The sequence below is a fragment of the Cupriavidus sp. U2 genome (genome assembly GCF_009663685.2).
GTDB classification, from domain to species: domain Bacteria; phylum Pseudomonadota; class Gammaproteobacteria; order Burkholderiales; family Burkholderiaceae; genus Cupriavidus; species Cupriavidus necator_C.
Genome location: NZ_RCOG02000012.1, coordinates 513,519 through 538,945, shown reverse-complemented (window position 1 = coordinate 538,945; position 25,427 = coordinate 513,519). Strand labels below are relative to the sequence as shown.

General features: G+C 65.7%; 21 protein-coding genes and 1 tRNA gene. 7 read left to right on the top strand and 15 right to left on the bottom strand.

All coding sequences use genetic code 11. The annotated features are described in order from the left end of the window. Positions 1-78: 78 nt before the first annotated feature. Positions 79-750: a DUF4136 domain-containing protein gene (locus D9X30_RS12685; protein WP_153947551.1), complete on the bottom strand. Its 672-nt coding sequence runs from the start codon at positions 748-750 to the stop codon at positions 79-81. Positions 751-932: 182 nt separating this feature from the next. Here D9X30_RS12685 and pepN point away from each other — a divergent pair, with 182 nt between their 5' ends. Both pepN and D9X30_RS12675 read left to right on the top strand, forming a co-directional pair. Next, complete coding sequence (gene pepN, locus D9X30_RS12680) at positions 933-3,626, top strand: aminopeptidase N (RefSeq protein WP_153947550.1); 2,694 nt, start codon at positions 933-935, stop codon at positions 3,624-3,626. Positions 3,627-3,714: 88 nt separating this feature from the next. Further along, the gene (locus tag D9X30_RS12675; RefSeq protein ID WP_153947549.1) at positions 3,715-4,731 is read left to right on the top strand and encodes a class 1 fructose-bisphosphatase; all 1,017 of its coding nucleotides are present in this window, start codon (positions 3,715-3,717) and stop codon (positions 4,729-4,731) included. A 96-nt stretch (positions 4,732-4,827) separates the two neighbouring features. Here D9X30_RS12675 and D9X30_RS12670 read toward each other — a convergent pair whose 3' ends face one another. The 6 genes from D9X30_RS12670 to D9X30_RS12645 form a co-directional block, all read right to left on the bottom strand. After that, on the bottom strand, positions 4,828-5,751 hold the full coding sequence (locus D9X30_RS12670) for an aldose 1-epimerase (RefSeq protein ID WP_153947548.1): 924 nt from the start codon (positions 5,749-5,751) through the stop codon (positions 4,828-4,830). Between the two features lie 61 nt (positions 5,752-5,812). Next, a complete protein-coding gene (locus D9X30_RS12665) occupies positions 5,813-7,096 on the bottom strand; it encodes a TRAP transporter large permease (protein ID WP_153947547.1) in 1,284 nt (427 codons plus the stop codon). After that, positions 7,087-7,659 carry a TRAP transporter small permease gene (locus tag D9X30_RS12660; RefSeq protein WP_153947546.1) on the bottom strand — a complete coding sequence of 191 codons (573 nt, stop codon included), beginning with the start codon at positions 7,657-7,659 and terminating at the stop codon, positions 7,087-7,089. The genes D9X30_RS12665 and D9X30_RS12660 overlap by 10 nt, the downstream gene beginning before the upstream one ends. 31 nt (positions 7,660-7,690) lie before the next feature. After that, a complete protein-coding gene (locus tag D9X30_RS12655; RefSeq protein WP_502799630.1) occupies positions 7,691-8,683 on the bottom strand; it encodes a TRAP transporter substrate-binding protein in 993 nt (330 codons plus the stop codon). An 85-nt stretch (positions 8,684-8,768) separates the two neighbouring features. Next, positions 8,769-9,662 (bottom strand): SMP-30/gluconolactonase/LRE family protein, encoded by an 894-nt coding sequence (locus D9X30_RS12650; protein WP_228770878.1) that lies wholly within the window; start codon positions 9,660-9,662, stop codon positions 8,769-8,771. A gap of 14 nt (positions 9,663-9,676) precedes the next feature. After that, complete coding sequence (locus tag D9X30_RS12645; RefSeq protein WP_153947545.1) at positions 9,677-10,513, bottom strand: NAD-dependent epimerase/dehydratase family protein; 837 nt, start codon at positions 10,511-10,513, stop codon at positions 9,677-9,679. Positions 10,514-11,204: 691 nt separating this feature from the next. On the opposite strand from D9X30_RS12645, the gene D9X30_RS12640 reads away from it, so the two are divergent. Together D9X30_RS12640 and D9X30_RS12635 are read left to right on the top strand one after the other, a co-directional pair. Beyond that, the gene (locus tag D9X30_RS12640; RefSeq protein ID WP_153947544.1) at positions 11,205-12,266 is read left to right on the top strand and encodes a porin; all 1,062 of its coding nucleotides are present in this window, start codon (positions 11,205-11,207) and stop codon (positions 12,264-12,266) included. A 307-nt stretch (positions 12,267-12,573) separates the two neighbouring features. Beyond that, positions 12,574-12,649, top strand: a tRNA-Thr gene (locus tag D9X30_RS12635). A gap of 269 nt (positions 12,650-12,918) precedes the next feature. Here the strand turns inward: D9X30_RS12635 and D9X30_RS12630 are convergent. Then, on the bottom strand, positions 12,919-13,350 hold the full coding sequence (locus D9X30_RS12630) for a response regulator (RefSeq protein ID WP_194946503.1): 432 nt from the start codon (positions 13,348-13,350) through the stop codon (positions 12,919-12,921). 304 nt (positions 13,351-13,654) lie between these two features. Next, the gene (locus tag D9X30_RS12625) at positions 13,655-15,268 is read right to left on the bottom strand and encodes a flagellar assembly protein A (protein ID WP_153947543.1); all 1,614 of its coding nucleotides are present in this window, start codon (positions 15,266-15,268) and stop codon (positions 13,655-13,657) included. Between the two features lie 227 nt (positions 15,269-15,495). Here D9X30_RS12625 and D9X30_RS12620 point away from each other — a divergent pair, with 227 nt between their 5' ends. Further along, a complete protein-coding gene (locus D9X30_RS12620; RefSeq protein ID WP_153947542.1) occupies positions 15,496-16,353 on the top strand; it encodes a class I SAM-dependent methyltransferase in 858 nt (285 codons plus the stop codon). A 33-nt stretch (positions 16,354-16,386) separates the two neighbouring features. Here the strand turns inward: D9X30_RS12620 and D9X30_RS12615 are convergent, their stop codons facing one another. From D9X30_RS12615 to D9X30_RS12605, 3 genes are read right to left on the bottom strand one after another with little or no spacing between them, the layout of a single operon-like run. Further along, positions 16,387-16,959 (bottom strand): DUF1415 domain-containing protein, encoded by a 573-nt coding sequence (locus D9X30_RS12615; protein WP_153947541.1) that lies wholly within the window; start codon positions 16,957-16,959, stop codon positions 16,387-16,389. A 2-nt stretch (positions 16,960-16,961) separates the two neighbouring features. Next, a complete protein-coding gene (locus D9X30_RS12610) occupies positions 16,962-18,584 on the bottom strand; it encodes an NAD(P)/FAD-dependent oxidoreductase (RefSeq protein WP_153947540.1) in 1,623 nt (540 codons plus the stop codon). Then, a complete protein-coding gene (locus D9X30_RS12605; RefSeq protein ID WP_153947539.1) occupies positions 18,568-18,960 on the bottom strand; it encodes a hypothetical protein in 393 nt (130 codons plus the stop codon). Before D9X30_RS12605 ends, D9X30_RS12610 begins: the two co-directional genes overlap by 17 nt. 179 nt (positions 18,961-19,139) lie before the next feature. On the opposite strand from D9X30_RS12605, the gene D9X30_RS12600 reads away from it, so the two are divergent. Beyond that, on the top strand, positions 19,140-20,627 hold the full coding sequence (locus tag D9X30_RS12600) for an aminotransferase-like domain-containing protein (protein ID WP_153947538.1): 1,488 nt from the start codon (positions 19,140-19,142) through the stop codon (positions 20,625-20,627). Positions 20,628-20,747: 120 nt separating this feature from the next. After that, a complete protein-coding gene (locus tag D9X30_RS12595) occupies positions 20,748-22,280 on the top strand; it encodes a sensor domain-containing diguanylate cyclase (protein ID WP_153947537.1) in 1,533 nt (510 codons plus the stop codon). A gap of 127 nt (positions 22,281-22,407) precedes the next feature. Here D9X30_RS12595 and lpxO read toward each other — a convergent pair whose 3' ends face one another. The 3 genes from lpxO to D9X30_RS12580 all read right to left on the bottom strand — a co-directional run bounded on the left by lpxO (position 22,408) and on the right by D9X30_RS12580 (position 25,245). After that, a complete protein-coding gene (gene lpxO, locus D9X30_RS12590; RefSeq protein ID WP_249640950.1) occupies positions 22,408-23,310 on the bottom strand; it encodes a lipid A hydroxylase LpxO in 903 nt (300 codons plus the stop codon). Between the two features lie 147 nt (positions 23,311-23,457). Then, a complete protein-coding gene (locus tag D9X30_RS12585) occupies positions 23,458-23,769 on the bottom strand; it encodes a hypothetical protein (protein ID WP_153947536.1) in 312 nt (103 codons plus the stop codon). A gap of 45 nt (positions 23,770-23,814) precedes the next feature. Further along, a complete protein-coding gene (locus D9X30_RS12580; RefSeq protein ID WP_153947535.1) occupies positions 23,815-25,245 on the bottom strand; it encodes a DUF2252 domain-containing protein in 1,431 nt (476 codons plus the stop codon). Between the last annotated feature and the right edge of the window lie 182 nt (positions 25,246-25,427).

Sequence of the window (25,427 nt, the reverse complement as noted above, 5' to 3'; positions counted from 1 at the left end):
TCACGGTAGCCAGTGCGATTCGTCCACCAGCGAAACATGCCGGTGGACGAATGTCGACGAATGCATGCCGGTTTTTCGCTACTTCTGGTCCTTCTGGACTTCCAGCGTGATGCGCCGCGGTCGTCCGCTTTCGCCCGGGAAATGGGTGAACGCACTGCGGATCATGTAGGGCATCACGGCCGTCAGGTCGCCGCCCTCGGTGGTGTTGCGCGCCGTCACCTGGTAGACCCGCTTGCCGCTGGCGGCATCCTTGAAGAAGACCCGCAGGTTCGAGAACGTCACCGGCACATCGCGCACCACGGTCTGCGGCGGCCAGTAGCCCGGGCCCCAGCCATACGGGCCCCACGGGCGATACCCGCCGTACGGCCCCCAGTACGGGCCCCAGGGGCCATACCAGGGATCGGGATAGACGGTTTCCGCCACCCGCACGAAGCCGGGCGCGGCGTCATAGTCCATCGTCACCAGGTACCGGGCCTGCTTGGGGGGCGCCTGTTCGAAGCCAACGCCGGACAGGGCCTGGGACAGCCACAGTTCGTACGTCTGGCGATCGAGCTGCGCGTCCTGGTGCGGTGCGTGGTCGAATGCGTAGGTACGCGGCGCGTCATTGGTCCAGGCCGCGTCGCGGAACGCGGTCACCTCGGTGGTGACGGTACTGGCGCAACCCGCCAGCCATAGCGCGGCGAGCGCCGCCAGCACACCCAGGCCACCCCGCCCACGCCGTTGTCCCCATGAAACCGCTGCTTGCCACATCGTCACACCTCGTTATTCTTGATTCGGTCACGTTTCCTCAGACACGATCGGGGCAGCCGAATTCCCACGCCGGCACCGACGCGACGCAGGCCTGAAACCGCTTGGCTACAATGGGGGCTTCAGGGCCGGTTGTCACCGTTCACGGCCCGCCGCCCCCGGTCACCCGAAGACAGGATCTCCCCATGCTGCGTACCGACACGCCCGTTACCGTCTATCGCAAGGACTATACTCCGCCCGCGTTTGCCATCGATCATGTCGATCTCGTGCTCGACCTCGACCCGCAGCGCACCCTCGTCACCAGCACGCTGAAGCTGCAGCGCACCGGCGCCGCCGATGCGCCGCTGGTACTCAGCGGCGAAGCACTCGAACTGATCGGTATCACCCTGGACGGCCAGCCGCTTGCCACCTACCGCGCCGAAGCCGACACGCTCACGCTGACCGGCCTTCCCGCGCAGGGCACGCTGCAGATCACGGTGGCCTGCAACCCGGCCGCCAACACCACGCTGTCGGGACTCTACGTCTCCAATGGCAATTTCTTTACACAGTGCGAAGCCGAAGGGTTCCGTCGCATCACGTATTTCCTCGATCGCCCGGACGTGATGGCCACGTACCGCGTGACGCTGCGCGCCGACCGCGCCGCCTGCCCGGTGCTGCTGTCCAATGGCAACCTGCTGTCGCAGGCCGACCTGCCGGACGGCCGCCACGAAGCCGTCTGGGAAGACCCGTTCCGCAAGCCGTCCTATCTGTTTGCGCTGGTGGCGGGCAAGCTCGAACGCATCGAAGAGAAGATCGTGTCGGCGTCGGGCAAGGAAAAGCTGCTGCAGGTCTGGGTGGAGCCCCAGGACCTGGACAAGACGCGCCACGCCATGGATTCGCTGATCCATTCGATCCGCTGGGACGAGCGCCGTTTCGGCCTGGAACTGGATCTCGACCGCTTCATGATCGTCGCCGTCAGCGACTTCAACATGGGCGCGATGGAGAACAAGGGCCTGAACATCTTCAACACGAAGTACGTGCTGGCCAATGCGCAGACCGCCACCGACGTGGATTTCGCCAATATCGAATCGGTGGTGGCGCACGAATACTTCCACAACTGGACCGGCAACCGCGTGACCTGCCGCGACTGGTTCCAGCTGTCGCTCAAGGAAGGCCTGACCGTGTTCCGCGACCAGGAGTTCTCGGCCGACATGATGGGCTCGGAATCGGGCCGCGCGGTCAAGCGTATCGAGGACGTACGCGTGCTGCGCCAGGTGCAGTTCCCCGAGGATGCCGGCCCGATGGCCCACCCGGTGCGTCCCGACAGCTACGAGGAAATCAACAACTTCTACACGGTCACGGTCTATGAGAAAGGCGCCGAGGTCGTGCGCATGTATCAGACCCTGCTGGGTCGCGACGGCTTCCGCCGCGGCATGGATCTGTATTTCAAGCGCCATGACGGCCAGGCCGTGACCTGCGACGACTTCCGCGCCGCCATGGCCGACGCCAACGGCCGCGACCTCACGCAGTTCGGCCTCTGGTACAGCCAGGCCGGCACCCCGGTGGTGACGGCCCGGACGCAATGGGATGGCGCCGCCGGCACGCTGGCGCTGACGCTGACGCAGAGCTGCCCGAAGGTGGGCATCGAAACCAAGGCCGGCACGCCAGACAAGCAGCCCTTTCACATCCCGTTCGCACTGGGCCTGATCGACGCCCAGGGCAACGACCTGCCGCTGCAGCTCGACGGCGAAACCCGGGCGGCCGGCACCACGCGCGTGCTCGATTTCACCCAGGCCGAGCAGACCTTCCGCTTCGTCGGCCTGCCAAAGGGCGCCAGGCCCCCGCTGCCGTCGCTGCTGCGCAATTTTTCGGCCCCGGTGATCGTCGATTACGAATATTCCGATGCCGAGCTGACCTTCCTGCTGGCGCACGACAGCGACGCGTTCAACCGCTGGGAAGCCGGCCAGCGCCTGGCCACGCGCGCCCTGCTGCAACTGGTGGGCGACGTGCAGGCCCAGCGCGAACTGAAGCTGGACCCGGCGCTGGTGGCGGCTTTCCGGACCGTGCTGACCGATGGATCGCTGAATCCCGCATTCCGCGAGCAAGCCCTGATGCTGCCGGCCGAAGCCTATCTGGCCGAGCGCATGGGCGTGGCCGATCCGGCAGCGATCCATCGCGCCCGCCTGTTCATGCGCGAAGGCCTGGCCCGCGCGCTCAAGGCCGAATGGCTGGCTGCGTATCAGGCCAATGCCACGCCGGGCGACTACAGCCCCGATGCCGGGTCCATGGCCAAGCGGGCACTGCGCAACCTGGCGCTGGGCTACCTGGCCGACAGCGGCGACGCCGACATGCAGGCGCTGGCCGACCGGCACTACCAGCAGAGCGACAACATGACCGACCGCTTTGCCGCGCTGTCGGCGCTGGTCAACAGCTTCGCGCCGGGCCGCGAGCATGCCCTGGCCGATTTCTACGAGCGATTCGAGGACGACGCGCTGGTCATCGACAAGTGGTTCTCGCTGCAGGGCATGCAGCGCGGCGAGGTGGGTCCGCACGCCGGCAAGCGCACGATCGACACGGTGCGCGCGCTGATGGAGCATCCGGCGTTCAACCTGCGCAACCCGAACCGGGCACGGTCGCTGATCTTCAGCTTCTGCTCGGGCAATCCGGCCCAGTTCCATGCCGCCGATGGCTCGGGCTACGCGTTCTGGGCCGACCAGGTGCTGGCGCTCGACGCGATCAACCCCCAGGTGGCGGCGCGGCTGGCGCGGGTGATGGACCGCTGGCAAAAGTACGAGATCCCGCTGCGCGACCGCATGCGCGCGGCGCTGGAACGCGTGGCGGCAGCTCCCACGCTGTCGCGCGACGTGCGCGAGATCGTAGGCAAGGCGCTGGCAAGCTGATGTGCCGGCCAAGGCGCTCGACGGGCCGAAAACGGCCTGTCCGCAGCGCCGGCCCTGTAGAATGGCGGCCATCCAAGGAGAACCCACCATGACACGCATCAGCCTCACCCGCTATCTGGTCGAGGAGCAGCGCAAGCACAACACGATCCAGCCGGAACTCCGGCTGCTGATCGAGGTGGTTGCGCGCGCCTGCAAGGCCATTTCCAACGCCGTCAGCAAGGGCGCCCTCGCCGGCGTGCTGGGCTCGGCCGGCACCGGCAACGTCCAGGGCGAAACGCAGCAGAAGCTCGACGTGATCGCCAACGAAGTGCTGCTGGACGCCAACGAATGGGGCGGCCACCTGGCGGCCATGGCGTCCGAGGAAATGGATTCGTTCTACGAGATCCCGAACCGCTACCCGAAGGGCGAATACCTGCTGCTGTTCGATCCGCTCGACGGCTCGTCGAACATTGACGTGAATGTGTCGATCGGCACGATCTTCTCGGTGCTGCACATGCACAAGCCGGGCGAGACCGTCACCGAGAGCGATTTCATGCAGCCCGGCACCCACCAGGTGGCGGCCGGCTATGCCGTGTACGGCCCGCAGACCACGCTGGTGCTGACCGTCGGCAACGGCGTGCACATGTTCACGCTCGACCGCGAGGCCGGCAGCTTCGTGCTGACGCAATCGGACGTGAAGATCCCGGAAGACACCAAGGAATTCGCGATCAACATGTCCAACATGCGTCACTGGGCGCCCCCGGTGCGCCAGTACATCGACGAATGCCTGGCCGGCGAGGATGGCCCGCGCGGCAAGAACTTCAACATGCGCTGGATTGCGTCGATGGTGGCCGATGTGCACCGCATCCTGACGCGCGGCGGCATCTTCATGTATCCGTGGGACAAGCGCGAGCCCGAGAAGCCGGGCAAGCTGCGCCTGATGTACGAAGCCAACCCGATGGCGTTCCTGGTCGAGCAGGCCGGCGGCGCGGCCACCAACGGCCACGAGCGCATCCTGGACGTGACGCCGACCAAGCTTCACCAGCGCGTGTCGGTGATCCTGGGTTCGAAGAACGAAGTGGAGCGCGTGACGCGCTACCACCAGGAAGCGGCCGGCAAGGCCTGATCCGCGGCATCGCGGCGGAAATTTCCACGCAAACAGGGCGCCCCAGCGCCCTGTTTGCTTTTCCGCCCCCCTCTGGCCTCCGGCTTCCGGCGGCGGTCAGGGAGCGACCTGCCACTGCATGCGCCATGCGGCCGTGTCGCCCGGCGCCAGCCGGCGTAGCCCGGTGCCCTCCCAGCCACGCGCGGACAGGTTGACCGCATCGGCCACGTGCGACACCGGCTCCACGCATACGAAATCGCAGCCGCCCGGTGCGTGCAGCACCAGGTGATCGAGCCCGTCGCCGGCGCGCAGCGTCAGCGCGGCGCCATCGGGCCGCTTCAGCGTCGCCACACGCTTCCAGCCACTGTAATAGACGCTCAGATCGGCATCGGGCAGGTGGCGCTCGCGCAGGAACCGTTCGCGGTTCCCCACCACGGTACGGCCCGTGGCCACGCCACCCGCATCCGCCGGCCACATATGCATGGCATCGAACTGCAGGCGCATGCCCGGCAAGCGCGCGAAGAACGGGTGAAAGCCACCGCCCGCCGGCATAGCCGTTTCGCCATCATTACGGATCGCCAGCTCGGCATCGAGGCCATCTTCGGTCAGCCGCAGCGTCTGGCAGGCACTGACCGCCCAAGGCCAGTCACCGCCGGCTGGCGCATGTACCAGCGCCATGACGATGCGGTCGCGACCCTGTTCGACGACGGTCCAGGGGCGCGCATGGCCAAACCCGTGCATCGCATGGGCCTGCCCCGGATGCGCGGGCAGATCGATATCGCGCCCGTCCCAGCGGAAACGGCCCTCGCGAATGCGGTTCGAGAACGGCAGCAACGGATAGCTGCCGGCCTTGGGCCACTGGAACCCGTCAAAGCCTTGTTCCAGCGCCTGCCAGGGCATGGGCGCCAGCCAGTCGATCACATGGCCGTCGGCCCGCGCGGTACGGAACGTCGCCATGCGCCCGCCGGCGGCCGGCGCCACCGTCAACGTATGCGCGCCCGCGTGCAGCGTATAAAGGGGGCCAGATGCAAGCCAGGGCATGTCAGTCAGTCCTCGACGTGTCGACTCCCCGCTCCTGCGCGCAGGAGCGGGGGAAAACCGCCTACTTCAGCAGCACGTCGGGCAGCCACAGCGAGAACGCCGGCACATATGTCACCAGCAGCAGCGCAGCCACCAGCGCACCGTAAAACGGCCAGATCGTGCGCATGACCTGCCTCACCGACACCCCGCCGATCGCACAACCCACGAACTGCGTGGTGCCCACCGGTGGCGTGTTGAGCCCCAGCGCGCAGTTGATCAGCATCAGCATGCCGAACTGCACCGGGCTCATGCCGTAGTGCATGCAGATCGGCAGGAAGATCGGCGTACAGATCAGGATGGTGGCCGCCATGTCAAGGAACGTGCCCAGGATGAACAGCATCAGGTTCACCATCAGGAAGATCACCCAGGGGCTGGTGGACACCGAACTCAGGAACTGGCCGGTCAGCTCGGCCACGCCGTAGAGACTGATCATGTATCCGAACGTGGCCGAAATGCCGATCAGCAGCAGCACCACGCCGGTGGTCTTCACCGCCTTGGCGGCGGCCTTGATGAACTGCTCCCTCGTCAGCGAGCGGTACAGGAACACGGTTAGTGTCAGCGCATACAGCACGGCGACCGCGGCCGATTCCGTAGCGGTGAACACGCCCGACAGGATGCCGGCCAGGATCAGCACCACCACGAACAGGCCTGGCAGCGCGGCGGCCAGCGAATGCCCCACGATCTCCCAGCCCGGGAACTTGCCGGACGGATAGCCGCGGCTGCGCGCCACGAAGTACGCGGCGGCCAGGTTGCAGATCGTCAGGATCAGCGCCGGCAGCACGCCCGCCAGGATCAGCGCGGCAATCGACACCTTGCCGCCCGCGGCCAGCGTGTAGATGATCATGTTGTGGCTGGTCGGCATCAGCGCGCCCACCAGTGCCGCGTGGGTGGTCACGTTGACGGCGTAGTCGGCGTGATAGCCCTCGCGCTTCATCATCGGGATCATCACCGCGCCCATGGCCGACACGTCGGCCACCGGCGACCCGGACACCCCACCGAACAGCGTGCAGGCCACCACGTTGGACATGCCCAAGCCGCCGCGCACATGGCCGGCCATCGACTTGGCGAAATTGACGATGCGGTCGGCAATGCCGCCGTACAGCATCAGCTCGCCGGCGAAGATGAAGAACGGGATGGCCAGGAACGAAAACGCGTTCATGCCCGAGGTCATCTGCTGGAACACCACCGCCAGCGGCAGGCCTTCGTACAGGATGGTGGCCACGGCCGACAGGCCGATGGCGAATGCCACCGGCACCCCCAGGATCAGGAAGCCGAAGAAGCAGACGGTAAGAATGATCAGTGCCATGCCGGCTCCACTTCCGTGCCTTTCAGCACTGCAATGATGTGTTCGATCGAAAACAGCACGATCAGCGTGCCGGCGATGACCGGCGGCAGATAGCGCCAGCCTTCGGAAATGCCCAGCGTCGGCAGCTTGTAGTCCGCCACCGAATGCGCCAGGAACGCGCAGTTGTAGGCCATGACAGCACCGAACACGCCCACCAGCACATGGATCAGGATCTCCAGCCTGGCGCGCAGACGATCGGGCAGCAGGACCAGCAGCGATTCCAGGCCGATGTGGCCGGCGTCGCGCACGCCCACGGCGGTGCCCAGCATCGTCACATACAGCACCAGCAGCATGGCGATGGATTCGGCCCAGGTGGGCGTGTCGTTGAGCACGTAGCGGCCGAAGACCTGGTACAGCACGGCGACCACGAGCAGCAGCAGGCCGAACACGCCCAGGCCCAGGCAGGCACGGGCCAGGGCGGCGCAGAACCGGGTGTAAACGGGGGCGCGCACGGCGCCCGCCTCAGCGGCGGGCTCGCGCACGCCATCCGCCGGCGTGGCCGGCGTGGGAGATGGCGAAAGCATGATGAATTCCCTGCAACCTGAGGTCGGCGGTTTACTTCGTTTCCTGTGTGCGGCGCACCAGGTCCTTCATCTGCGCGCTGGTGATGAAGCGGTCGTACACGGGCTTCATCGCGGCCTGGAACGAGGCCTTGTCCACCTGGATGATCTGCACGCCCGACGCCTCGACGAGCTTGCGCGACTTCTGCTCGCGCTCGTCCCACAGCTTGCGCATGTAAGGCACCGAATCCTTGGCGGCCTGGCGCACCATGGCCTGGTCTTCCTTCGACAGGCGATCCCACGCGACCTTCGAGAACATCAGCATTTCAGGCGCCATCGAGTGCTCGGTCAGCGAGTAATACTTGGCCACTTCGAACTGGCGCGAGCTTTCGTAGCTGGGCCAGTTGTTCTCGGCGCCATCGACCAGACCGGTCTTCAGCGCGGTGTAGACCTCGCCCCACGGCATCGGCGTGGCATTGGCATGCATGGCTTCGAGCAGCGACACCCAGAGGTCCGACTGCTGCACGCGGATCTTCATGCCCCTGGCATCGGCCAGGGTCTTGATGGGGCGCTTGGTGGTGTACATCGAGCGCGAACCGCTGTCGTACCAGGCCAGCCCGATGAAGCCGTTCTTTTCGCACGACTTCAGGATGTCTTCACCGATCGGGCCGTCCAGCACGTGGCGCATATGGTCGGTGGACCGGAACAGAAACGGCATCGTCGGCACGATGGTGGCTTCGCAGATGTTGTTCATCGCGGCCGAGTTCACGCGCACCATCGCCAGCGCGCCAATCTTGGTCTGTTCGATGGCGTCCTTCTCGCTGCCCAGCGCGCCCTGCGCGAAGACCTTGATCGACATCTTGCCGTTCGATCGCTGCTTGAGCAGGTCGCCCATGTAGCGCACGGCCTGCACGGTGGGGTAGTCGTCGGGGTGAATGTCGGCGGAGCGGAAATCCGCGGCGTGCGCCCCGACCGGCAACGCCACGGCTGTCGCAAGTGCGGCCATCAGGGTACCCAGCCGGGTACGTGCGAAGTGTTTTTGAAACATGTGTCTTGCCTCCAGCGTTATCAGTTATTTGTCGTTCAAGTCAACACATTGCCCGGCCCGCCCGGCTCGGCGCGCCGTCTTCGGATCAGGACCGGTCACGCAGCACGGGCTCGGGCGTGCCGCGCACGCCAGGGCGCAGCGCCACCACCGCGCCGGACAGCGGATCGGTGTCGTCGGTGCGGATCGACGTCACATAGAGCGTATCGAGGCCGCTGCCGCCGAACGCACACATGGCGGGCTTGGCAAACGGCACCGCCAGGCTGCGGTCCAGCCGGCCATCGGGCGTGAAGCGATGCACCTGGCCGGCATCGTTGCCGCAGATCCAGTAGCAGCCATCGGCATCGACCGCCGCGCCATCGGGCCGTCCGGGGTAGCGATTCATGTCGATGAACACCCGGCCGTTGGACGGCGTGCCCGTGTCGATGTCATAGTCATAGGCCCACACGGCCTGCCGGGCCGGATGCGAATCCGACACGTACATCGTGCGGCCATCGGGGCTGAAGGCCAGGCCGTTCGGCGTGATCATCTCGTCGCGGATCACGTCCAGCGCGCCGGTGCGGGCGTCGAAGCGATACAGCTTGCCGTCGGTGGCGGCCAGCGACATGTCCATCACCATCGTGCCGGCCCAGAAGCGGCCCTGCCGGTCGCAACGGCCATCGTTGAACCGCATGCCCTCACGCGCATGCGCCACGGCTGCCACGCGCCGGGCCTCGGGTGCAGGCTGCCCCGCCACCAGCCGGCCCATCCGGAAAATGCCGGTCTCCATCGCCAGCAGCCAGCCGCCGTCGGGGGTCATGGCCATGCAGCCGGCCATCTCGGGCACGGCCCATTGGTCGATGCGCCCGCTGGCCGGATCGAAGCGCCACAGCGAGCGATTCGGGATATCGGTCCAGTACAGGGCGGCTTCCGATGCACGCCACACGGGGCTTTCCCCCACGCCGCAGCGCATGTCGCCGATCCGTTCAAAGGCGTCGGTCATCGCGTGCGGGCCCCTCAGTCGCCGAACGGGCCGGCCTTGACGAAGGCCCCACCCTGATACCAACCGGCCGGATCGTCGGCCGGCAGCGGCGGCACCGATTCCACCTTGGCGCGGAACTGCTCGGAAGACTCCACGGGCTTGAATCCCAGGCGCGCGGCCTTGCTGTTGTCCCACCAGCTGTCGCGATTGGCTGAAGCGCCATAGACGATCAGGAAGCCAACCTTCGGCACGAAGAGGGCGCGCTTGAGCAGCTGTTCCAGATCGTCGTAGCCCAGCCACGTCACCATCATGCGGCGATCCTTGGCCTCGGGGAACGACGAACCGATGCGCAACGCCACGGTGTCGATGCCGTAGCGGTCGCTGTAGAAGCTGCCCAGTTGCTCGCCGAACGCCTTGCTGACACCGTAGTAGCCATCGGGCCTGGGCGGCGTATCGGCATCGAGCACTTCCCCCTGCCTGTAGTAGCCGATGACGTGATTCGAGCTGGCAAACACGATGCGGCGCACGCCGTGGCGGCGTGCCGCTTCGTAGATGTTGTACGTGCCCTGGATGTTGGCGGGCAGGATTTCCTCGAACGGCCGCTCCACCGACACCCCGCCAAGGTGGACGATCGCGTCAACGCCTTCCACCAGCGCATGCACAGCCTTGGGATCCGAGAGGTCGCACGTCACCACCTCTTCCTGCTCGCGGGCGCCGCCCAGGCTGGCGATATCGGACACGCGCACCACATCGGCATAACGCTTGAGCCGATCACGTAGAACTTTTCCGAGATTGCCGGCGGCGCCGGTCAGGAGAATGCGATGGCAACGGGTGGTGACGCCGTCGAGCGGGTCTTTGGAGGTCTGAGACATGGTGTCGGGCGGCACAGGTGCGCGGGATCGAACTCAACGCGCGCCAATGACTGATTAGGGTGGTATTGATCTGTCGTCATACAACGCAACTGGAATCTAATCGTCTGCCCGATTGCGGTCAAGGTAATATCGCCTCGGTAAAATCCCTAGAAGTTTTAAGCTCCATACATGCAGACGTTAATTGCTGCTGTGCGGATTATTTTCTCGCAAACGTGTGAAACCCCGTGTTTCCAGAGCGTCGATATCGCGATCCAGGATTTGCGTCATTCCGCCACAGCCAACGCTTTCCCGTTGAATGTCAATGACCGACATGAGACTGACGGCGATTTGCTGCAATGCAAATTAAGCTAATACATAAATTTGGACTGCACCCGATTGCAACCTATTGAGCTGGTATTTGATCTCGCCCGCGACTGTTGCTGATCCACTCAATGTCTCGTCGTATGTCTTGCTTCGTTATTTTTCTGTAAGGTACGATGTCATAGGACATCGGATCACATCGATTGCCTTTCCCAATCGATCTGGACTGTCTGTCCCGGCGCCAGGGGAGTGACTCCCCTGCCCGCCTTCCATGCCAGCCGGTGAGGGCAATGCACAAGCCGATCCACTTCGGCCAGAAGTCGAACAAGCATTTGGCACCGGCGCTTCCGTAGCAAAAACGAAATCAATAGCCAGGATGGAGACACACATCATGAAGCGAGCCCTTGCGCCCTTCGCCACGACAGCAGCACTAGCCGCCATCGGTGCCGCGGCACCGGCCCAGGCCCAGTCGAACGTCACGCTCTACGGCATCGTCGACACCACGATCCGCTACACCTCGAACGAAAGTGTCGCCGGTAACGGCAAGGTGCAGATGACCGATGGCGTGCTGACAGGCAGCCGCTGGGGCCTCTACGGCGTGGAAGACCTGGGGCGCGGCTACCAGGCGCTGTTCGTGCTGGAATCGGGCTTCTCGCCCGATGCCGGGCAGAGCCTGCAAGGCAACCGCCTGTTCGGCCGCAAGGCTTATGTCGGCATGCAGGGCGACTTCGGCACCATCACGCTGGGCCGGCAATTCACGGTGATCCACGAGGTCATCGCCAGCTATGACGCCATGGCGCTGGCCAATCTTGCCATCGTTGGTTTCCAGGGCGGCAACTACACCGGCGGCGTCCGTCAGGACAACATGGTCAAGTACGCCGGAAAATTTGGCGGCTTTACGATTGCAGCCCAGCACGCATTCGGCGAGCAACCGGGCAGTGTGGCGCGGTCGTCGTCGACAGGCGGCAGCCTGACGTACGCGACGGGCCCGTTCATGGTGGCCGGCGGCTACCAGATCATGAAGGACACCACGAGCTACTACGGCGTGACCGTGCCGAACAGCGACCAGAAGGTCTGGACGCTCGGCGGCACCTACACCGCCGGTCCGGCCACGATCTATCTTGGCTACACGAACAGCAACGTCGACAACGCCGGCTACAGGAACCAGGCCGGCTACCTGGGCGCCAAGTACCAGTTCAATCCGGCATGGTCGCTGATCGCCCTCGGCACCTACGACCACCTCAAGCATGCCGGCGATTCGGGCAACCGCTTCACCGGCGCGATGATGCTCGACTACGCCTTCAGCAAGCGCACCGACGTCTACCTGGAAGCCGACTACACGTCGCTGACCGACGCGTGGCGCACGCTGGGCGCGCAGCCGACGTTCCAGACGCCGTTCTACGGCCACGGCAGCCGCGTGGGCGTGATGGCCGGCCTGCGCCACAAGTTCTGATCGCCCGGTCGCCGCCGGGTGCCGCCGGGTGTCGGGTCAATCCGGAACAGGGGGCAGCTTCGCCCCTTTTTTGCGCCAAGCCATCGGCCGCGCCTGTGCGATCCTTGCGCCTGTTGTCGCCGCACACTGCTGGCTGCCACAGCGGCGTACCGGGCAGCCCCGCCTGCAGGATGCGATAAAAAACCTGCACAAGGGGCTTCACAAACCCGGAAGTCGCTGATATTATCGCTGGCTCTATCCGATTCGACGCAAACTCAGCAACAGCGCGAATCGCAGCGATAGGAACAGGTTTTACAAGTCAGGATTCGCCGGTGTAGCTCAGTTGGTAGAGCAGCGCATTCGTAATGCGAAGGTCGTAGGTTCGACTCCTATCTCCGGCACCATCACTTGAAGTAGGAAGGGCAACCCATTCGGGTTGCCCTTTTTGCTTTGGCTTTCGCTTTGGGGCTTGCCGCGCCGCCGTCACCCGCCGCACTGCCTGACGATCATCGACGCGTTGGCCACGGCCCCCATCATCTGCCCACGATCCACATTGGATCCGATCCGGTAGGATGGGATGACGGAAATTCCAGGCACGAAACGCCACGAAAAACCGTGGCGTCAGTGAAATCGGATTCGTCTCAATAACATTTCGAGCGACGACGCCGGCCTGTTACGACGCCACGCGCGGATGATAGGCCGGTTGCCATGCGTCTCGAAGGCTGCCGCGCATCGGCAGGAATCCATCGCAGCCCAGCATCTGCAACACTACTGCTTCCATGCGTTCGATCGACGCCGACTTGGGCAGGTGCTCGATGACGCCGCACGTTTCCAGCGATGCCGGCACGCGCAGCCACATGTTGTCGGACAGGAGCAGGATGCGTGCGTGGGGCAGCGCCTGATGCAGCTGGCGCAGCAGGTACCAGTTGTCGCTGCTGTCGCCGGACATGCCATAGACCACGATGGGCGCCTCCAGGCCTGGCTCCAGCGCCAGGATGCCGGCCGGGTCCAGGGCCCGCACGGCGCCGACGCCAGGTATCCGTTCCAGCAATCCCTGCATGCCCAGACGTACCAGCGGCTGGTCTTCGATCACGAGTGCGGTCATGTTGCGTTTCCCCCGGTGTCTGGTTTTGATATGGGAGATCGAGCAAACGGCGTGCCAGACAATATCTGTCCGTCACGCGCCGCACGTGCAACTGCAAAATTGGCTGAAATGCTATGCGCAGCAAGGATTGGCGGCTGTGCGCGCCATCGTACCGAAGCCAGCGCGCCATGCGCGAAGGCGCCACGATGTTACGGGCGACGTAACGTGTCACGCCGGACCGTAACGAAACCCGTCATATCCGCCCGCCGGACCGCAAGGCCGAACCGGCGGCCAGCCCTCGGCAACCGGTCCGCCTTCGGCAGGATCAGGTCACCGTGATCCGGTCTTCGATGACCCGTACCTGGCCGCCGGTCTTGTCTTCCATGACCTTCAGCACCTTGTGTCCCACCTGCAGGGTCACGCCGCCATGGATGCGGCGGCCCACGGCGATCACGGCGTCGTCCGACGGCTTGATCTGCTCGGCCAGCCTGGCGATATCCGCATCGAGTTCGAACAGGTCGCGGTTGATCTTGTACATCGTGGCGCGTGCCTTCTCGCGGACGTCGCCCTGCGCGCGCTCGGGATTCTTGGCAAAGAAGGCCACCAGCTGCTGCAACTTGGCCTGGTCGTCCAGCACCTTGCGGCGGCGCGCTTCCAGTTCGCCCTTCTGCTGGTCCGCAAACGGGTTCAGGCCAACCTGCACGGCGGTGGCAGATCCTGCCGGGGCGCCCAGCGTGGCCACGCTGACCGACTGCAGCGCGCGCGTGCGGCCGCCGCTGATGCTGCCCTGGGACGTGGGCGTGCCCACCACCACGCGCTGGCCCGCCGACACATCGCTCTGACGGATGCCGCTTTCGACCACCACCTCGGTCGCGGCCTCGACGATCGCGTTCTGGATATAGCGCGCATGCACCGCACCCCGGGTACGCACGCTGGCCACCTCGTTGGGGTCGCCGCCATGGGCCGAGTCGGCCTTGCCGATGATGCCGCCCTTGACGATCACGTCGCCCCCGGCTTCCACATGGGCCGCCTCGATCGTGCCCTGCACCACCACGTCGCCCGTGACGCGCACCGACATGCCGGTGCGGATATCGCCCGACACTCGCAGCGAGCCATCGAAATTGACGTTGCCCGAATGCAGGTCCACCGCATCCACATCGACCACGGGGCTGACGATCACGCCATTGGGCAGCACGCGCGGCGATCCGGCGATGACTGCCAGCAGCAGGTTCGGGTCGTTGGGGTCGGCGGCCACACCGGTCAGGTCCGCCGCATAGGGCGTGTCCACCACGGGCTCGGCCGCAATGGGCTTGCCCAGTACGTCCATGCCATCCTTGCCGGACCTGGCCGGGGTGCGGCGCATCAGCGCCGTGCCGGGATTCACCAGCAGCAGGTTGCCAAGGTCGCGCAGATCGACGCGCTCTTCCTCGTTGTCGGCCTGCGCCGGTCTTTTCTGCTGCACCAGGCTGTCGAAGCGCGCCATTTCGCCCTGCACGGGCGCCACGCCGCGTGCGATCTCGCGGCCTTCGCAACTGCCGGCCTCCAGCGCCACGCCAATGGCTGCGGAATCCAGCAGCGCCACCACGCCCATCGATGCGGCAGCGGCGGCGATATCACTTTCCTCGATGCTGCGGCCGCCTTCGGGCGGCATCAGCGTCAGCAGGAGCTGCAGCTTGTCGGCGGAGATCTCCAGTTCGAAGGCGCCATCGAGCACCGTGCCGATTACCGCGTCGATTTCGCGGTCGGTCAGCTGGCACTGGGTCAGAAAGCCGGTCACGGCCGCCTGGTCCAGGCGCGCCCCCTGCCAGCCGTGCTCGGCCAGCGATGCTTCCAGCGCCGCCCGATCCGGCGGCATCCGGCCCGGTTCCGGCGTAAAGCAGGCCCTCACCTGATCGCCCGGCTGGTTGAGTTCCAGGCGTAATCCCACGTCCGCGTTCATGGCTCCCCGCTTTCTCGTTCTGCTTGGCGCCATGCCGGCTGGGGTTCGTGCCCCGGGGTCCTTCCGCTTGGACGGCCGTACCTGCGCCAACTCTGCTTGTCGTGATCGAAGGTTTAACGGCAATCGGGCGAGTGAGCTTTAGCCCACAAAAGTGGGGTGCAGGTGTTTCGACGGTGTTTTCGGTAAACTGTCGGCCTTTCCGAAGCCGCCACAGCCCAGTTCCCCCGATGTCCAGCACCCACGAAGTCCGTCCCGGCCAGTCCATCGAGCTGCTCAAGGAACTCCATATCCTGACGCGCGACGGCAAGATGAACCAGGACAGCCGCCGCAAGCTCAAGCAGGTCTACCACCTGTTCCAGTTCATCGAGCCCCTGCTGCGCGAGGTAAAGGACGCCAAAGGCGCCGTGTCGCTGGTGGACCACGGCGCCGGCAAGTCTTACCTGGGCTTCATCCTTTACGACCTGTTCTTCAAGGATCTGAAAGACAGCTCGCATATCTACGGCATCGAGACGCGCGAGGAACTGGTCACCAGTTCGACCGAGCTGGCCAGGCGCCTGGGCTTCCCGGGCATGTCGTTCCTGAACCTGTCCGTGGCCGATTCGATCACATCGCCGGCGCTACCGGAGACTGTCGACGTCGTCACGGCGCTGCACGCGTGCAATACCGCCACCGACGATGCAATCCGCTTCGCGCTAGCCAAGCACGCGCAGCATATCGTGCTGGTGCCGTGCTGCCAGGCTGAAGTGGCAGCGGTGCTGCGCAAGCACAAGGGCCGGCTGCTCGCTGGCAATCCGATGACGGAAATCTGGCGCCACCCGCTGCACACGCGCGAATTCGGCAGCCAGCTGACCAACGTGCTGCGCTGCCTGCAGCTGGAGGCGCACGGCTACCAGGTCAGCGTGACCGAACTGGTGGGCTGGGAACATTCGATGAAGAACGAACTGATCATCGCCCAGTACAAGGACCTGCCGCGCCGCCGGCCAGCCGAGCGGCTGCAGCAGGTGCTGGAGTCCGTGGGGCTGGAGGAACTGGGCGACCGCTTCTTCACCCCCGACACGTCCGCCACGCCCGCCACGTCGGCGTAAGCGGACGCGCGCAACGCCGCAGCGACTGCCCGCTCAGAGATCGCCCTGGCCCGCCATCCACTTGAGCCACCCCGTGTGGCCAAGCTGGCGCAGGGTTTCCATGTTGCGCTCGTAGATGTCCTCGGCCTCGGGGAAAGCCTCCGCCGCGCGGGCGATGCTGTCCTCGCGCAGCAGATGCAGAATGGGATACGGCGCCCGGTTCGTGTAGTTCTCGATATCGTCCGGCGCGGTGCCCTCGAACTGGTATTGCGGATGAAAGCTCGCGATCTGCAGCGTGCCTTCCAGCCGCAGGCTGCCGAGCAGCCGGTCCGCGAAATACAGGAAGTCGTTGTAGGCCAGGAAATCGGCCAGCGCGTGCGGCACGATCAGCAGCGTGGTATCCACCTGCTCCGGATCGGCCTCGGCCAGCGCCCGCAGTTCGCGCTCCAGGTCGTCCAGCACGTCCTCGTCGCGCGTGGCCTGGCTGACCACATACCGCACCTGCCCCTTCACATGCACGCTCTTGGCGAACGGGCACAGGTTCAGGCCGATCACGGCGCGCGTGAGCCAGTGGCGCACGTCGGCGACGACGCGCTCGTCTTCGGGGCCGACGGCCTGCCCGGGCATCGTCACTGTCCGTTCTCGATGTGCAGCGCCACGGCCTCGGCCACTTCGATGCCGTCGATGGCCGCCGAATAGATGCCGCCCGCATAGCCGGCGCCCTCGCCGGCCGGATACAGGCCGCGCACGTTGATGCTCTGGTAGTCGTCGCGATTGCGCCGGATGCGCAGCGGCGACGACGTCCGCGTCTCCACGCCCGTCAGCACCGCATCGTGCATGGCAAACCCGGCAATTTTCTTGTCCAGCTCGGGCAGCGCCTCGCGGATCGCGTCGATGACGTAGTCGGGCAGCGACGTGCTCAGGTCCGTGGGCGTCACGCCCGGCTTGTACGACGGCTCGACCGATCCCAGCGACGTGGACGCACGCCCGGCAATGAAGTCACCCACCAGTTGGCCCGGCGCGCGATAGTCGCCACCGCCCAGCGCGAACGCGCGCTCTTCCCACTTTCGCTGAAATGCGATGCCAGCCAGCGGGCCGCCCGGGAAGTCCTCCTCGGGCGTGATCCCCACCACGATGCCGGCGTTGGCGTTGCGCTCGGCGCGGTAATACTGGCTCATGCCGTTGGTCACCAGGCGCCCCGGCTCGGACGCCGCGGCCACCACGGTGCCGCCGGGGCACATGCAGAAGCTGTACACGGCACGGCCGTTGCTGGCGTGATGCACCACCTTGTAGTCGGCCGCGCCCAACAGCTTGTTGCCCGCGAACTTGCCAAAGCGGCTGCGGTTGATCAGCCCCTGCGGGTGTTCGATGCGGAATCCCAGCGAGAACGGCTTGGCTTCCATGAACACGCCCCGGTCATGCAGCATGTGGAACGTGTCGCGTGCGCTGTGGCCCACGGCCAGGATCACGTGGTCGCACGGCAGGTAGTCGCCGTTGGACAGCTTGAGCCCGCGCACCTGGCCGTTGTCGATGTCGATATCGTCCACGCGCGTCTCGAAACGGATTTCCGCGCCCAGCTCCAGCATCTCGGCGCGCATCTTCTCGACCATGCTCACCAGCCGGAACGTGCCGATGTGGGGCCGCGCCTTGTAGAGGATGTCCTCGGGCGCACCCGCGCGCACGAATTCCTGCAGCACCTTGCGGCCGTAGTGCTTCGGGTCCTTGATCTGGCTGTACAGCTTGCCGTCGGAGAACGTACCCGCGCCGCCCTCGCCGAACTGCACGTTCGACTCCGGATTCAGCACGCTCTTGCGCCACAGGCCGAAGGTGTCCTTGGTGCGTTCGCGCACTTCCTTGCCGCGTTCCAGGATGATCGGGCGATAGCCCATCTGCGCCAGCAGCAGGCCGGCCAACAGCCCGCACGGTCCCAGCCCGATCACCACCGGACGCGACTTCGGGCCGCCTTCGGGCGCCCTGGCCACGAAGTGATACGCCATGTCCGGCGTGATGCTCCAGTTCGGCTTGCGCTGCATGCGCTTGACGGCGGCAGCCTCGTCCTTGACCTCGATGTCGATGATGTAGGTCAGCTTGATATCGTCGCGCTTGCGGGCATCGTGCGCACGGCGGAACACCGTGAATCCGACAAGGCCGTCGCCCTTGACACCGATCTGGGCCAGATGGCTGCGCACGGCAGCCTCGAGGTCGCTCTCGACGTGGTCGAGCGGCAGTTTGACTTCACTGAGACGTAGCATGGGGTACCGATTCTTCTGCGGCCTGGATGTCTGGTGGCCGGGCGTTACCCAGCAGGAGGCCAGAACGGCCGAGCCGCGATTTTAGCAGCGACCATAGCCCCGGGCGCGCCGCCGGCGTCATGATCCGCAACTGCACCGGCCCCTGCGCCACCAGCTGGTGCCAACCTGCCGTAGCCATCACACAGGCACCGCCGGAGCACAGATGCCGGGGCACCTGGCACACCTGCTCGGCCAGCCAGCGCGGCGCGCCCGCCACGGCCACCCGGCCTTGCTGGACATGCACTACCGCGCCGGCCTTCAGGTGCAGGCTGAGGCACTGGCCGGCCGCCAGGAAGATGGTCTGAACGTCTCCGGAAATCGTCTCGGGGGATGACATGGCGGCACTCCTTGGCAAATGAAAAACGTGCCACCAGCGTATCGGCGCGCCCGCCGGGCCAACAGGCACAAGCGTTCGCGCCCTCGACCAGAACAGATGCAAAACTTTGGCGCTGTTACGATACAGCGGCGTACCATCTGTATCTGTTCCAACCGTCGCGCCCGCGCGATGATGCCGCCATGTCCATCGTTGCCCCTGCCGTCGCCCCGGCCTCCGCTGCCCGCCCCGTCCCGCCGCACGCGTCCGGCCCGCTCTACCAGCAGCTGGCGGGCCACTATCGCCAGGCGATCTCGGCGGGCACGCTGGTGCCTGGCGATCGCATGCCGTCGGTGCGGGCGCTGATGGGGCTGCACGCGGTCAGCCTGTCCACCGCGCTGCAGGCGTGCCGCGAACTCGAGGCGGCCGGCCTGCTCGAAGCGCGGCCCCGGTCCGGTTACTTCGTGTGCGCACCGGCGCAACCGGCCCTGGCGCCCATCGAGGAGCCGGTGCCCGGCCTGCCCGATCCGGCGCAGTACGTCGGCATCCACCAGCGCATTTCCGCCATCCTGGCGCGCAGCAAGCATCACCGGATCAACCTGGGCGGCGCCTGCGGGGCGCCCGAGCTGTACCCGACCGACGCGCTGCGCAACGCGGCCACGCGGGCCCTGCGCCGCTACCCGGAACTGTTCGGCACCTCGGTCGATTCCGATGGGCATCCGGCCTTCCGGGCGGCGCTGGCCCGTCACGCGCTGCGGTCGCGCATCAACGTCTCGCCCGAGGAAATCGTTGTCACGCACGGCGCCACCGAGGCGCTGACGCTGGCCCTGCGCGCGGTGGCCGGCCCCGGCGACGTGATCGCCGTGGAATCGCCCACCTATTACGGTCTGTTGCAGATCCTGGAAAGCCTGGGCATGCGCGCGCTGGAAATCCCGTGCAGCCCCCTGACCGGCATCTCGCTCGAGGCGCTGGAACTGGCCGCCCAGACCTATGCCAACATCAAGGCCGTTTGCGTGGTGCCGAACCTGCAGAATCCGCTCGGCTGCGTCATGCCCGACGCGCACAAGCAGCGGCTGGTGGCGTGGTGCGCCGCGCGCGGCATCGCCATGATCGAGGACGACTGCTGTTCGGCCACGTTCGACGACGATGCCCCGCTGCCAGCGGCCAAGGCGTGGGACACCACCGGCACGGTGATCCACTGCGCGTCGCTGCACAAGGTGCTGGCGCCCGGCATGCGGCTGGGCTGGATCACGGCCGGCAAGTGGCAGGCGCGCGTGGAAATGCTGAAATTCGGCCTGTCGCGGCCCAACGAGATGCTGACGCAGATCGCGGTGGCCGAGTACATGGGCACCGGCGCGTTCGACCGCCACCTGCGGCGGCTGCGCACCCAACTGCGCGTGCAGCGCGAATGGATGGCGCAGCGGGTGGCCACCACCTTCCCGGCCGGCACGCGGCTCACGCTGCCGCGCGGCGGTCTGCACCTGTGGGTGGAAATGCCGCGCGGCGTGTCATCCGAAGCCGTATTCGAGCAGGTGATCGGCGACGGTATCCGCGTGATGCCGGGCGCCATGTTCTCCAATTCGAACCGCTTCAACCATTTTCTGCGGCTGAACTGCGGCAACCTGCGCACGCCGGAACTGGAGCGCGCGCTCGACACCGTGGCCGCGGCGGCGCGCCGGCTGGCTGGCTGACAGCTGGATGGCCGACTGGCTGGCCGGCAGCCGCCGGCACCTGGCGCGCGCCAACCACATCCGCACCGGATACATCGCCGTTTCTTTAGATTTCTCCCCACAAGCGGTGCCCGCTCGCCTATGCTAGTGCGCGGTACGCCATCCATCACAAAAAGGGAGAACAACTTGGGGCACGCAACCGCCGCCTCGCGGCTCGACAACGACTATCAAACCCTGTTCCAGCTGGCGCCCGTGTCGCTCTGGCTGGAAGACTTCAGCGCGGTGCGCCGGGCGTTTGAACAACTGCGAGCCGATGGCGTGACCGACCTGCGTCGCCACCTGCGCGACAACCCCGCCGAAGTGGCGCGCTGCTCGGCGCTGATCCGCGTGCTCGACGTGAACCAGCGCACGCTGGACCTGTTCCGCGCCAGCGACCTGGCCGACCTGGTGGCCAACCTCGACAGCGTGTTCCGCGACGACATGTTCGATCAGCACGTGGAGGAACTGGGCCAGCTCTGGGACGGCGGCAACCACTTTTCCAGCCAGACCGTCAACTACACGCTGGACGGCGAACGGCTCGACATCCGCCTGGAAGCCACGGTCATGCCCGGCCACGAGGCCGACTGGTCGCGCGTGCTGCTGTCGATCGAGGACATCACGGCCCGCGTGCGCACCGAGCGCGACCTGCGCCGCGCCCAGCAATATGCGGTGGGGCTGTTCGAGCATTCGCCCGTGTCGCTGTGGGTGGAAGACTTCAGCGCCGTGAAGATGCTGCTGGACGAAGTGCGCGCGGCCGGCATCACCGATTTCCGCACCTTCCTGAACGTGCATCCCGATTTTGTCTCGCGCTGCATGCAGGAAATCCGCGTGCTCGACGTCAACCAGCAGACGCTGACGATGTTCGGCGCGCCCAGCAAGGAAATCCTGCTGTCGCGCCTGGGCGACGTGTTCCGCGACGACATGCGCCTCCACTTTGCCGAGCAACTGATCGACCTGTGGCACGAAAAGCTCTGGCAGCAGCGCGAAGTCATCAACTACGCGCTGGACGGCCGCTCCGTGGACGTCTTCATGCAGTGGTCGGTGTTCCCGGGCCGCGAGGCCGACTGGGACCAGGTGCTGGTGTCGCTGACCGACATCACCGCGCGCAAGAAGGCCGAGGCCTATGTGGAGTTCCTGGGCAAGCACGACGTGCTGACCAAGCTTTACAACCGTGCCTATTACGAGGACGAACTGGCCCGCCTGGGCCGCAAGGGCCCTTGGCCGGTCAGCGTGGTGGCGGTGGACCTGAACGGCCTGAAGGCCATCAATGACCAGTTTGGCCATGGCGATGGCGATGCGCTGCTGCGCCGCACCGGCGAGGTGCTGAAGAAGGCCGTCGGCGAGCAGGCCTGCGTGGCCCGCACCGGCGGCGACGAATTCATGGTGCTGCTGCCCGGGCGCGACGAACGCGGCGCGGCGACCGTGGTCGAGCAGATCCAGGAAGTGGTGGTCCTGAACAACCAGTTCTACCCCGGTGCACGGCTGTCGTTCTCGATCGGCACGGCCACGTGCGCCCAGGGCGACCGGCTGACCGACACGGTCAAGCTGGCCGACCATCGCATGTACGAGGCCAAGCGGGCGCACTACGCGGAACTGGGCAACGAGCGGCGGCAGCCCGAAGCCGATCTGCACTGACGGCTGCGGAAGATAAACCGCAGGACGAAAAAAAACCGGCAGTCATCTGCCGGTTCATGTTTGAGCGGTCTGCGCGGTTTGCGCGGTTTGCGCGGCCGCCAGTTCAGCGGCAGCGGCAAGCCGGGGATCAGAGGAACACGATCAGTGCCACCCCGCCGATGATCAGGCCGAACTTGGTCACGTAATACAGGTTCTTGTTCCACGACTTGAAGCGGCGGCGATACTGGCCGCCCAGCCACACGAAGCGGAACAGCTTGTTGATCGCGCCGGTCTGGTCGTTTTCGTCGTTCGGCGAGCTGGCGGCCGTCATTACCTTGCGGCCCATCCAGTGGTTGACCGCGGCGGCCCAGCGATAGCGCATCGGGCGCTCGATGTCGCAGAACAGGATCAGGCGGTCCGTCTCGCTCCTGTTTTCGGCCCAGTGCAGGTAGGTCTCGTCGAACACCACGCCCTGGCCGTCACGCCAGCTGTGGCGTTCGCCGTCCACTTCGATGAAGCAGCGGTCGTCGTTCGGCGTGGACAAGCCCAGGTGGTAGCGCAGCGAACCGGCGAACGGGTCGCGGTGCGGGTTGAGCTTGCCGCCCGGCGGCAGTTCGGCAAACATCGCCGCCTTGACCGACGGCATCTCGCGCAGCAGCGCCACGGTGTTCGGGCACAGCGTTTCCGCCGACGGATGCTGGGCCTCGTACCACTTGAGATAGAACCGCTTCCAGCCGTACTTGAAGAACGAATTGAAGCCAGCGTCATCGTTCTTGTCGGCCGCCTTGATCTTGCGCATTGCGATCAGGGCCAGGCCCTCGTCGCGAATCTGCGGCCACGCGGCACGCAGTTTCTCCAGTTCAGGAAAGCGGTCGACGTCAATGTACGGCGTGCGGGGCACGCCCGAGAACATGTACATGAAGCAATTGACCGGCGCCACCAGTGCCGAATGGTCAAGCACCTGGCGCATGAACGGCAGCCGTACCTTGCCGCGGAAATGCACATACAGGATGGCACCCACGTAGGCGGCGACGATAATCCATTTGATCACCCGAAATCCCTCCAGGACAAACCCCCGCCCCCGGGTGTGACCGGTTGGCCGTCGGGGACGGCCTGAGAGCGGAAAACGCGCTATTTTAGCCAAACGGCGACGCTCACGCATCGTGTGATGCATGAGACTCGCCGCAGGCCGGCGCGTTCAGGGCGTGCCGCGCGATTGCCGGGCGATCCGGTCGATCAGCACGCGCGCATCCTCGGCCTTGCCTTGCAGGGTCAGCAGCCGGGCATTGAGCACGATGTTCTCCAGCACCAGCTTGGCCGTGGACGCCCACAGCGTGGCCAGCAGCGCCTCCTGGGACAGGCCCGAGGTTTCCAGTTCGGTGGAGCGTTCGGCAATGATCCTGCAGGCCAGGGCGCGCAGCTTTTCGTCATCGAAAGGCAGGTTCGCGTAGTCGATGGGATCGGCCTTTTCCACTTCCACCATCAGTTGCAGCAGCAAATCTTCGGTCATCGGCGCACTCCTGGGGGCAAACGGGTCCGGTGGGTCCGGACCGGGTCAAACGCGGAAATCGGCGGCCATGTCGGCGTCCGTGCGGGCTTCGAGCCGGCCAGAGCGGCACGCCTTGACGAAGACGTCGTAGTCGCGCTCCACCTGGTCGGCATAGGCATTCGAATAGGCGATCATCGATTCGGCCATGCGGTCATTGCTGCCCAGGTAGCCGCTGATCTCGGCCGCCAGCCCGCCGGCCTTGGCATGGGCACGTGCCAGCACCCAGCCGCACACGCGGGCATAGGCGGTCAGCACGTTGACGTCCATCAGTTCGATGTCGGCCGAGAACTTCATGTCGCGCAGCTGGCGGATGTAGAAATGGCGTCCGAACGGCCCTTTCGACCAGCCCAGGAACAAGTCGCTGGCGGCTTGCATCAGGCGCTGGCCCTCGACCACGCGGCGCCCCTCATGCGCGACCGCCGCCGACTTGAAGTAGCGTGCCACCACCGACCGGGTGGCCTCCTTGACCTGCAGGAACAGCGGCTTGCCATGGCTGTCGATCATCAACTGGATCAGGCAGCGCGTGCCGACGCTGCCGACGCCCACCACCTTGAAGGCCATGTCATGCAGTTTGAAATGCGACAGCAGTTCGCGCCGGTCGCGGGCAAGCGTCGAGACGTAGTCGGCAAAGCACTTTTCGACGATCTCGCGCGGGTTGTCGACGGCCAGCCAGTCGTCCTCGGCACGGAACAGGGTCTGCGCGCCCCGCACGTGGAACACGGCGGGCGGCGCGTCGAGAATGCGCCAGCGCTCGCCATCGTGTTCGGACAGCTTCGGCAGCAGCGTTTCGTGCGTGCGCTCCGCGGCCCGCTCCATGGCGCGCCTGACGCGCTTCTGAATATCGGGATCGTCCGTGCTTTCCAGTAGCCGCTCGAACGTGATCCGGTCGTACCAGGTTTCCAGGATGCCCATTTCAGCGTACTCGGCCATCCGTTGGCGATAGCTGGTGACCACTTCGAAGACCAGGTTGTCGGCGGCCGCCGTGCCATGGCGCAGATGGCGCGCCGCCACCACGAAGCTGGCGGTCAGGCGCTTCAGATCCCATTCCCAGGGGCCCGGGCTGGTCTCGTCGAAATCGTTGACGTCGAACAGCAGCGCACGCTCGGGCGTAGCGAATCCGCCAAAATTGGACAGATGGCAATCGCCGCAAATCTGGTGGATCAAGCCCGTGTTCGCCGTGCCGGCCAGGTCGTGTGCCTGGATGATGGCACTGCCACGGTAGAACGTGAATGGCGACGCGATCATGCGCCCGTAGCGCAGCGGGATCAGACGCTCCACCCGACCGGCGCTGCTTTCCTCCAGCAGGCGAACCGGATCGCGATCGACATTGCCGATCGATTCCTGTGTGCGTCGCGGCACCTTCTGACGCAGGGCCTTGCCGCTTTCGAGCCGCTTTTCGAGTTCTGCCACCTTTTCCACACTTGCCTCCACGCCCATCGGGCCCAGGACAACGTTAGATTTTGTGCAGCATATGCAACCACGCTAAGACAACTGTTACAGCTTGTCAATTTGCCGGCGCACATCCCAGAAGCGGCGTCGGTGTCACGATGCATCGCAACCGCCACATGTCATCGTGCGCTGAAAGAAAATCAGACGCTAGCCTACAAAACCGTCACAAC

Bases quoted from the DNA above. Each gene is read 5' to 3' on its own strand.
- D9X30_RS12685 (WP_153947551.1), bottom strand. From the start codon at position 750: ATGTGGCAAGCAGCGGTTTCATGGGGACAACGGCGTGGGCGGGGTGGC.
- pepN (WP_153947550.1), top strand. From the start codon at position 933: ATGCTGCGTACCGACACGCCCGTTACCGTCTATCGCAAGGACTATACT.
- D9X30_RS12675 (WP_153947549.1), top strand. From the start codon at position 3,715: ATGACACGCATCAGCCTCACCCGCTATCTGGTCGAGGAGCAGCGCAAG.
- D9X30_RS12670 (WP_153947548.1), bottom strand. From the start codon at position 5,751: ATGCCCTGGCTTGCATCTGGCCCCCTTTATACGCTGCACGCGGGCGCG.
- D9X30_RS12665 (WP_153947547.1), bottom strand. From the start codon at position 7,096: ATGGCACTGATCATTCTTACCGTCTGCTTCTTCGGCTTCCTGATCCTG.
- D9X30_RS12660 (WP_153947546.1), bottom strand. From the start codon at position 7,659: ATGCTTTCGCCATCTCCCACGCCGGCCACGCCGGCGGATGGCGTGCGC.
- D9X30_RS12655 (WP_502799630.1), bottom strand. From the start codon at position 8,683: ATGTTTCAAAAACACTTCGCACGTACCCGGCTGGGTACCCTGATGGCC.
- D9X30_RS12650 (WP_228770878.1), bottom strand. From the start codon at position 9,662: ATGACCGACGCCTTTGAACGGATCGGCGACATGCGCTGCGGCGTGGGG.
- D9X30_RS12645 (WP_153947545.1), bottom strand. From the start codon at position 10,513: ATGTCTCAGACCTCCAAAGACCCGCTCGACGGCGTCACCACCCGTTGC.
- D9X30_RS12640 (WP_153947544.1), top strand. From the start codon at position 11,205: ATGAAGCGAGCCCTTGCGCCCTTCGCCACGACAGCAGCACTAGCCGCC.
- D9X30_RS12630 (WP_194946503.1), bottom strand. From the start codon at position 13,350: ATGACCGCACTCGTGATCGAAGACCAGCCGCTGGTACGTCTGGGCATG.
- D9X30_RS12625 (WP_153947543.1), bottom strand. From the start codon at position 15,268: ATGAACGCGGACGTGGGATTACGCCTGGAACTCAACCAGCCGGGCGAT.
- D9X30_RS12620 (WP_153947542.1), top strand. From the start codon at position 15,496: ATGTCCAGCACCCACGAAGTCCGTCCCGGCCAGTCCATCGAGCTGCTC.
- D9X30_RS12615 (WP_153947541.1), bottom strand. From the start codon at position 16,959: ATGCCCGGGCAGGCCGTCGGCCCCGAAGACGAGCGCGTCGTCGCCGAC.
- D9X30_RS12610 (WP_153947540.1), bottom strand. From the start codon at position 18,584: ATGCTACGTCTCAGTGAAGTCAAACTGCCGCTCGACCACGTCGAGAGC.
- D9X30_RS12605 (WP_153947539.1), bottom strand. From the start codon at position 18,960: ATGTCATCCCCCGAGACGATTTCCGGAGACGTTCAGACCATCTTCCTG.
- D9X30_RS12600 (WP_153947538.1), top strand. From the start codon at position 19,140: ATGTCCATCGTTGCCCCTGCCGTCGCCCCGGCCTCCGCTGCCCGCCCC.
- D9X30_RS12595 (WP_153947537.1), top strand. From the start codon at position 20,748: ATGCTAGTGCGCGGTACGCCATCCATCACAAAAAGGGAGAACAACTTG.
- D9X30_RS12585 (WP_153947536.1), bottom strand. From the start codon at position 23,769: ATGACCGAAGATTTGCTGCTGCAACTGATGGTGGAAGTGGAAAAGGCC.
- D9X30_RS12580 (WP_153947535.1), bottom strand. From the start codon at position 25,245: ATGGGCGTGGAGGCAAGTGTGGAAAAGGTGGCAGAACTCGAAAAGCGG.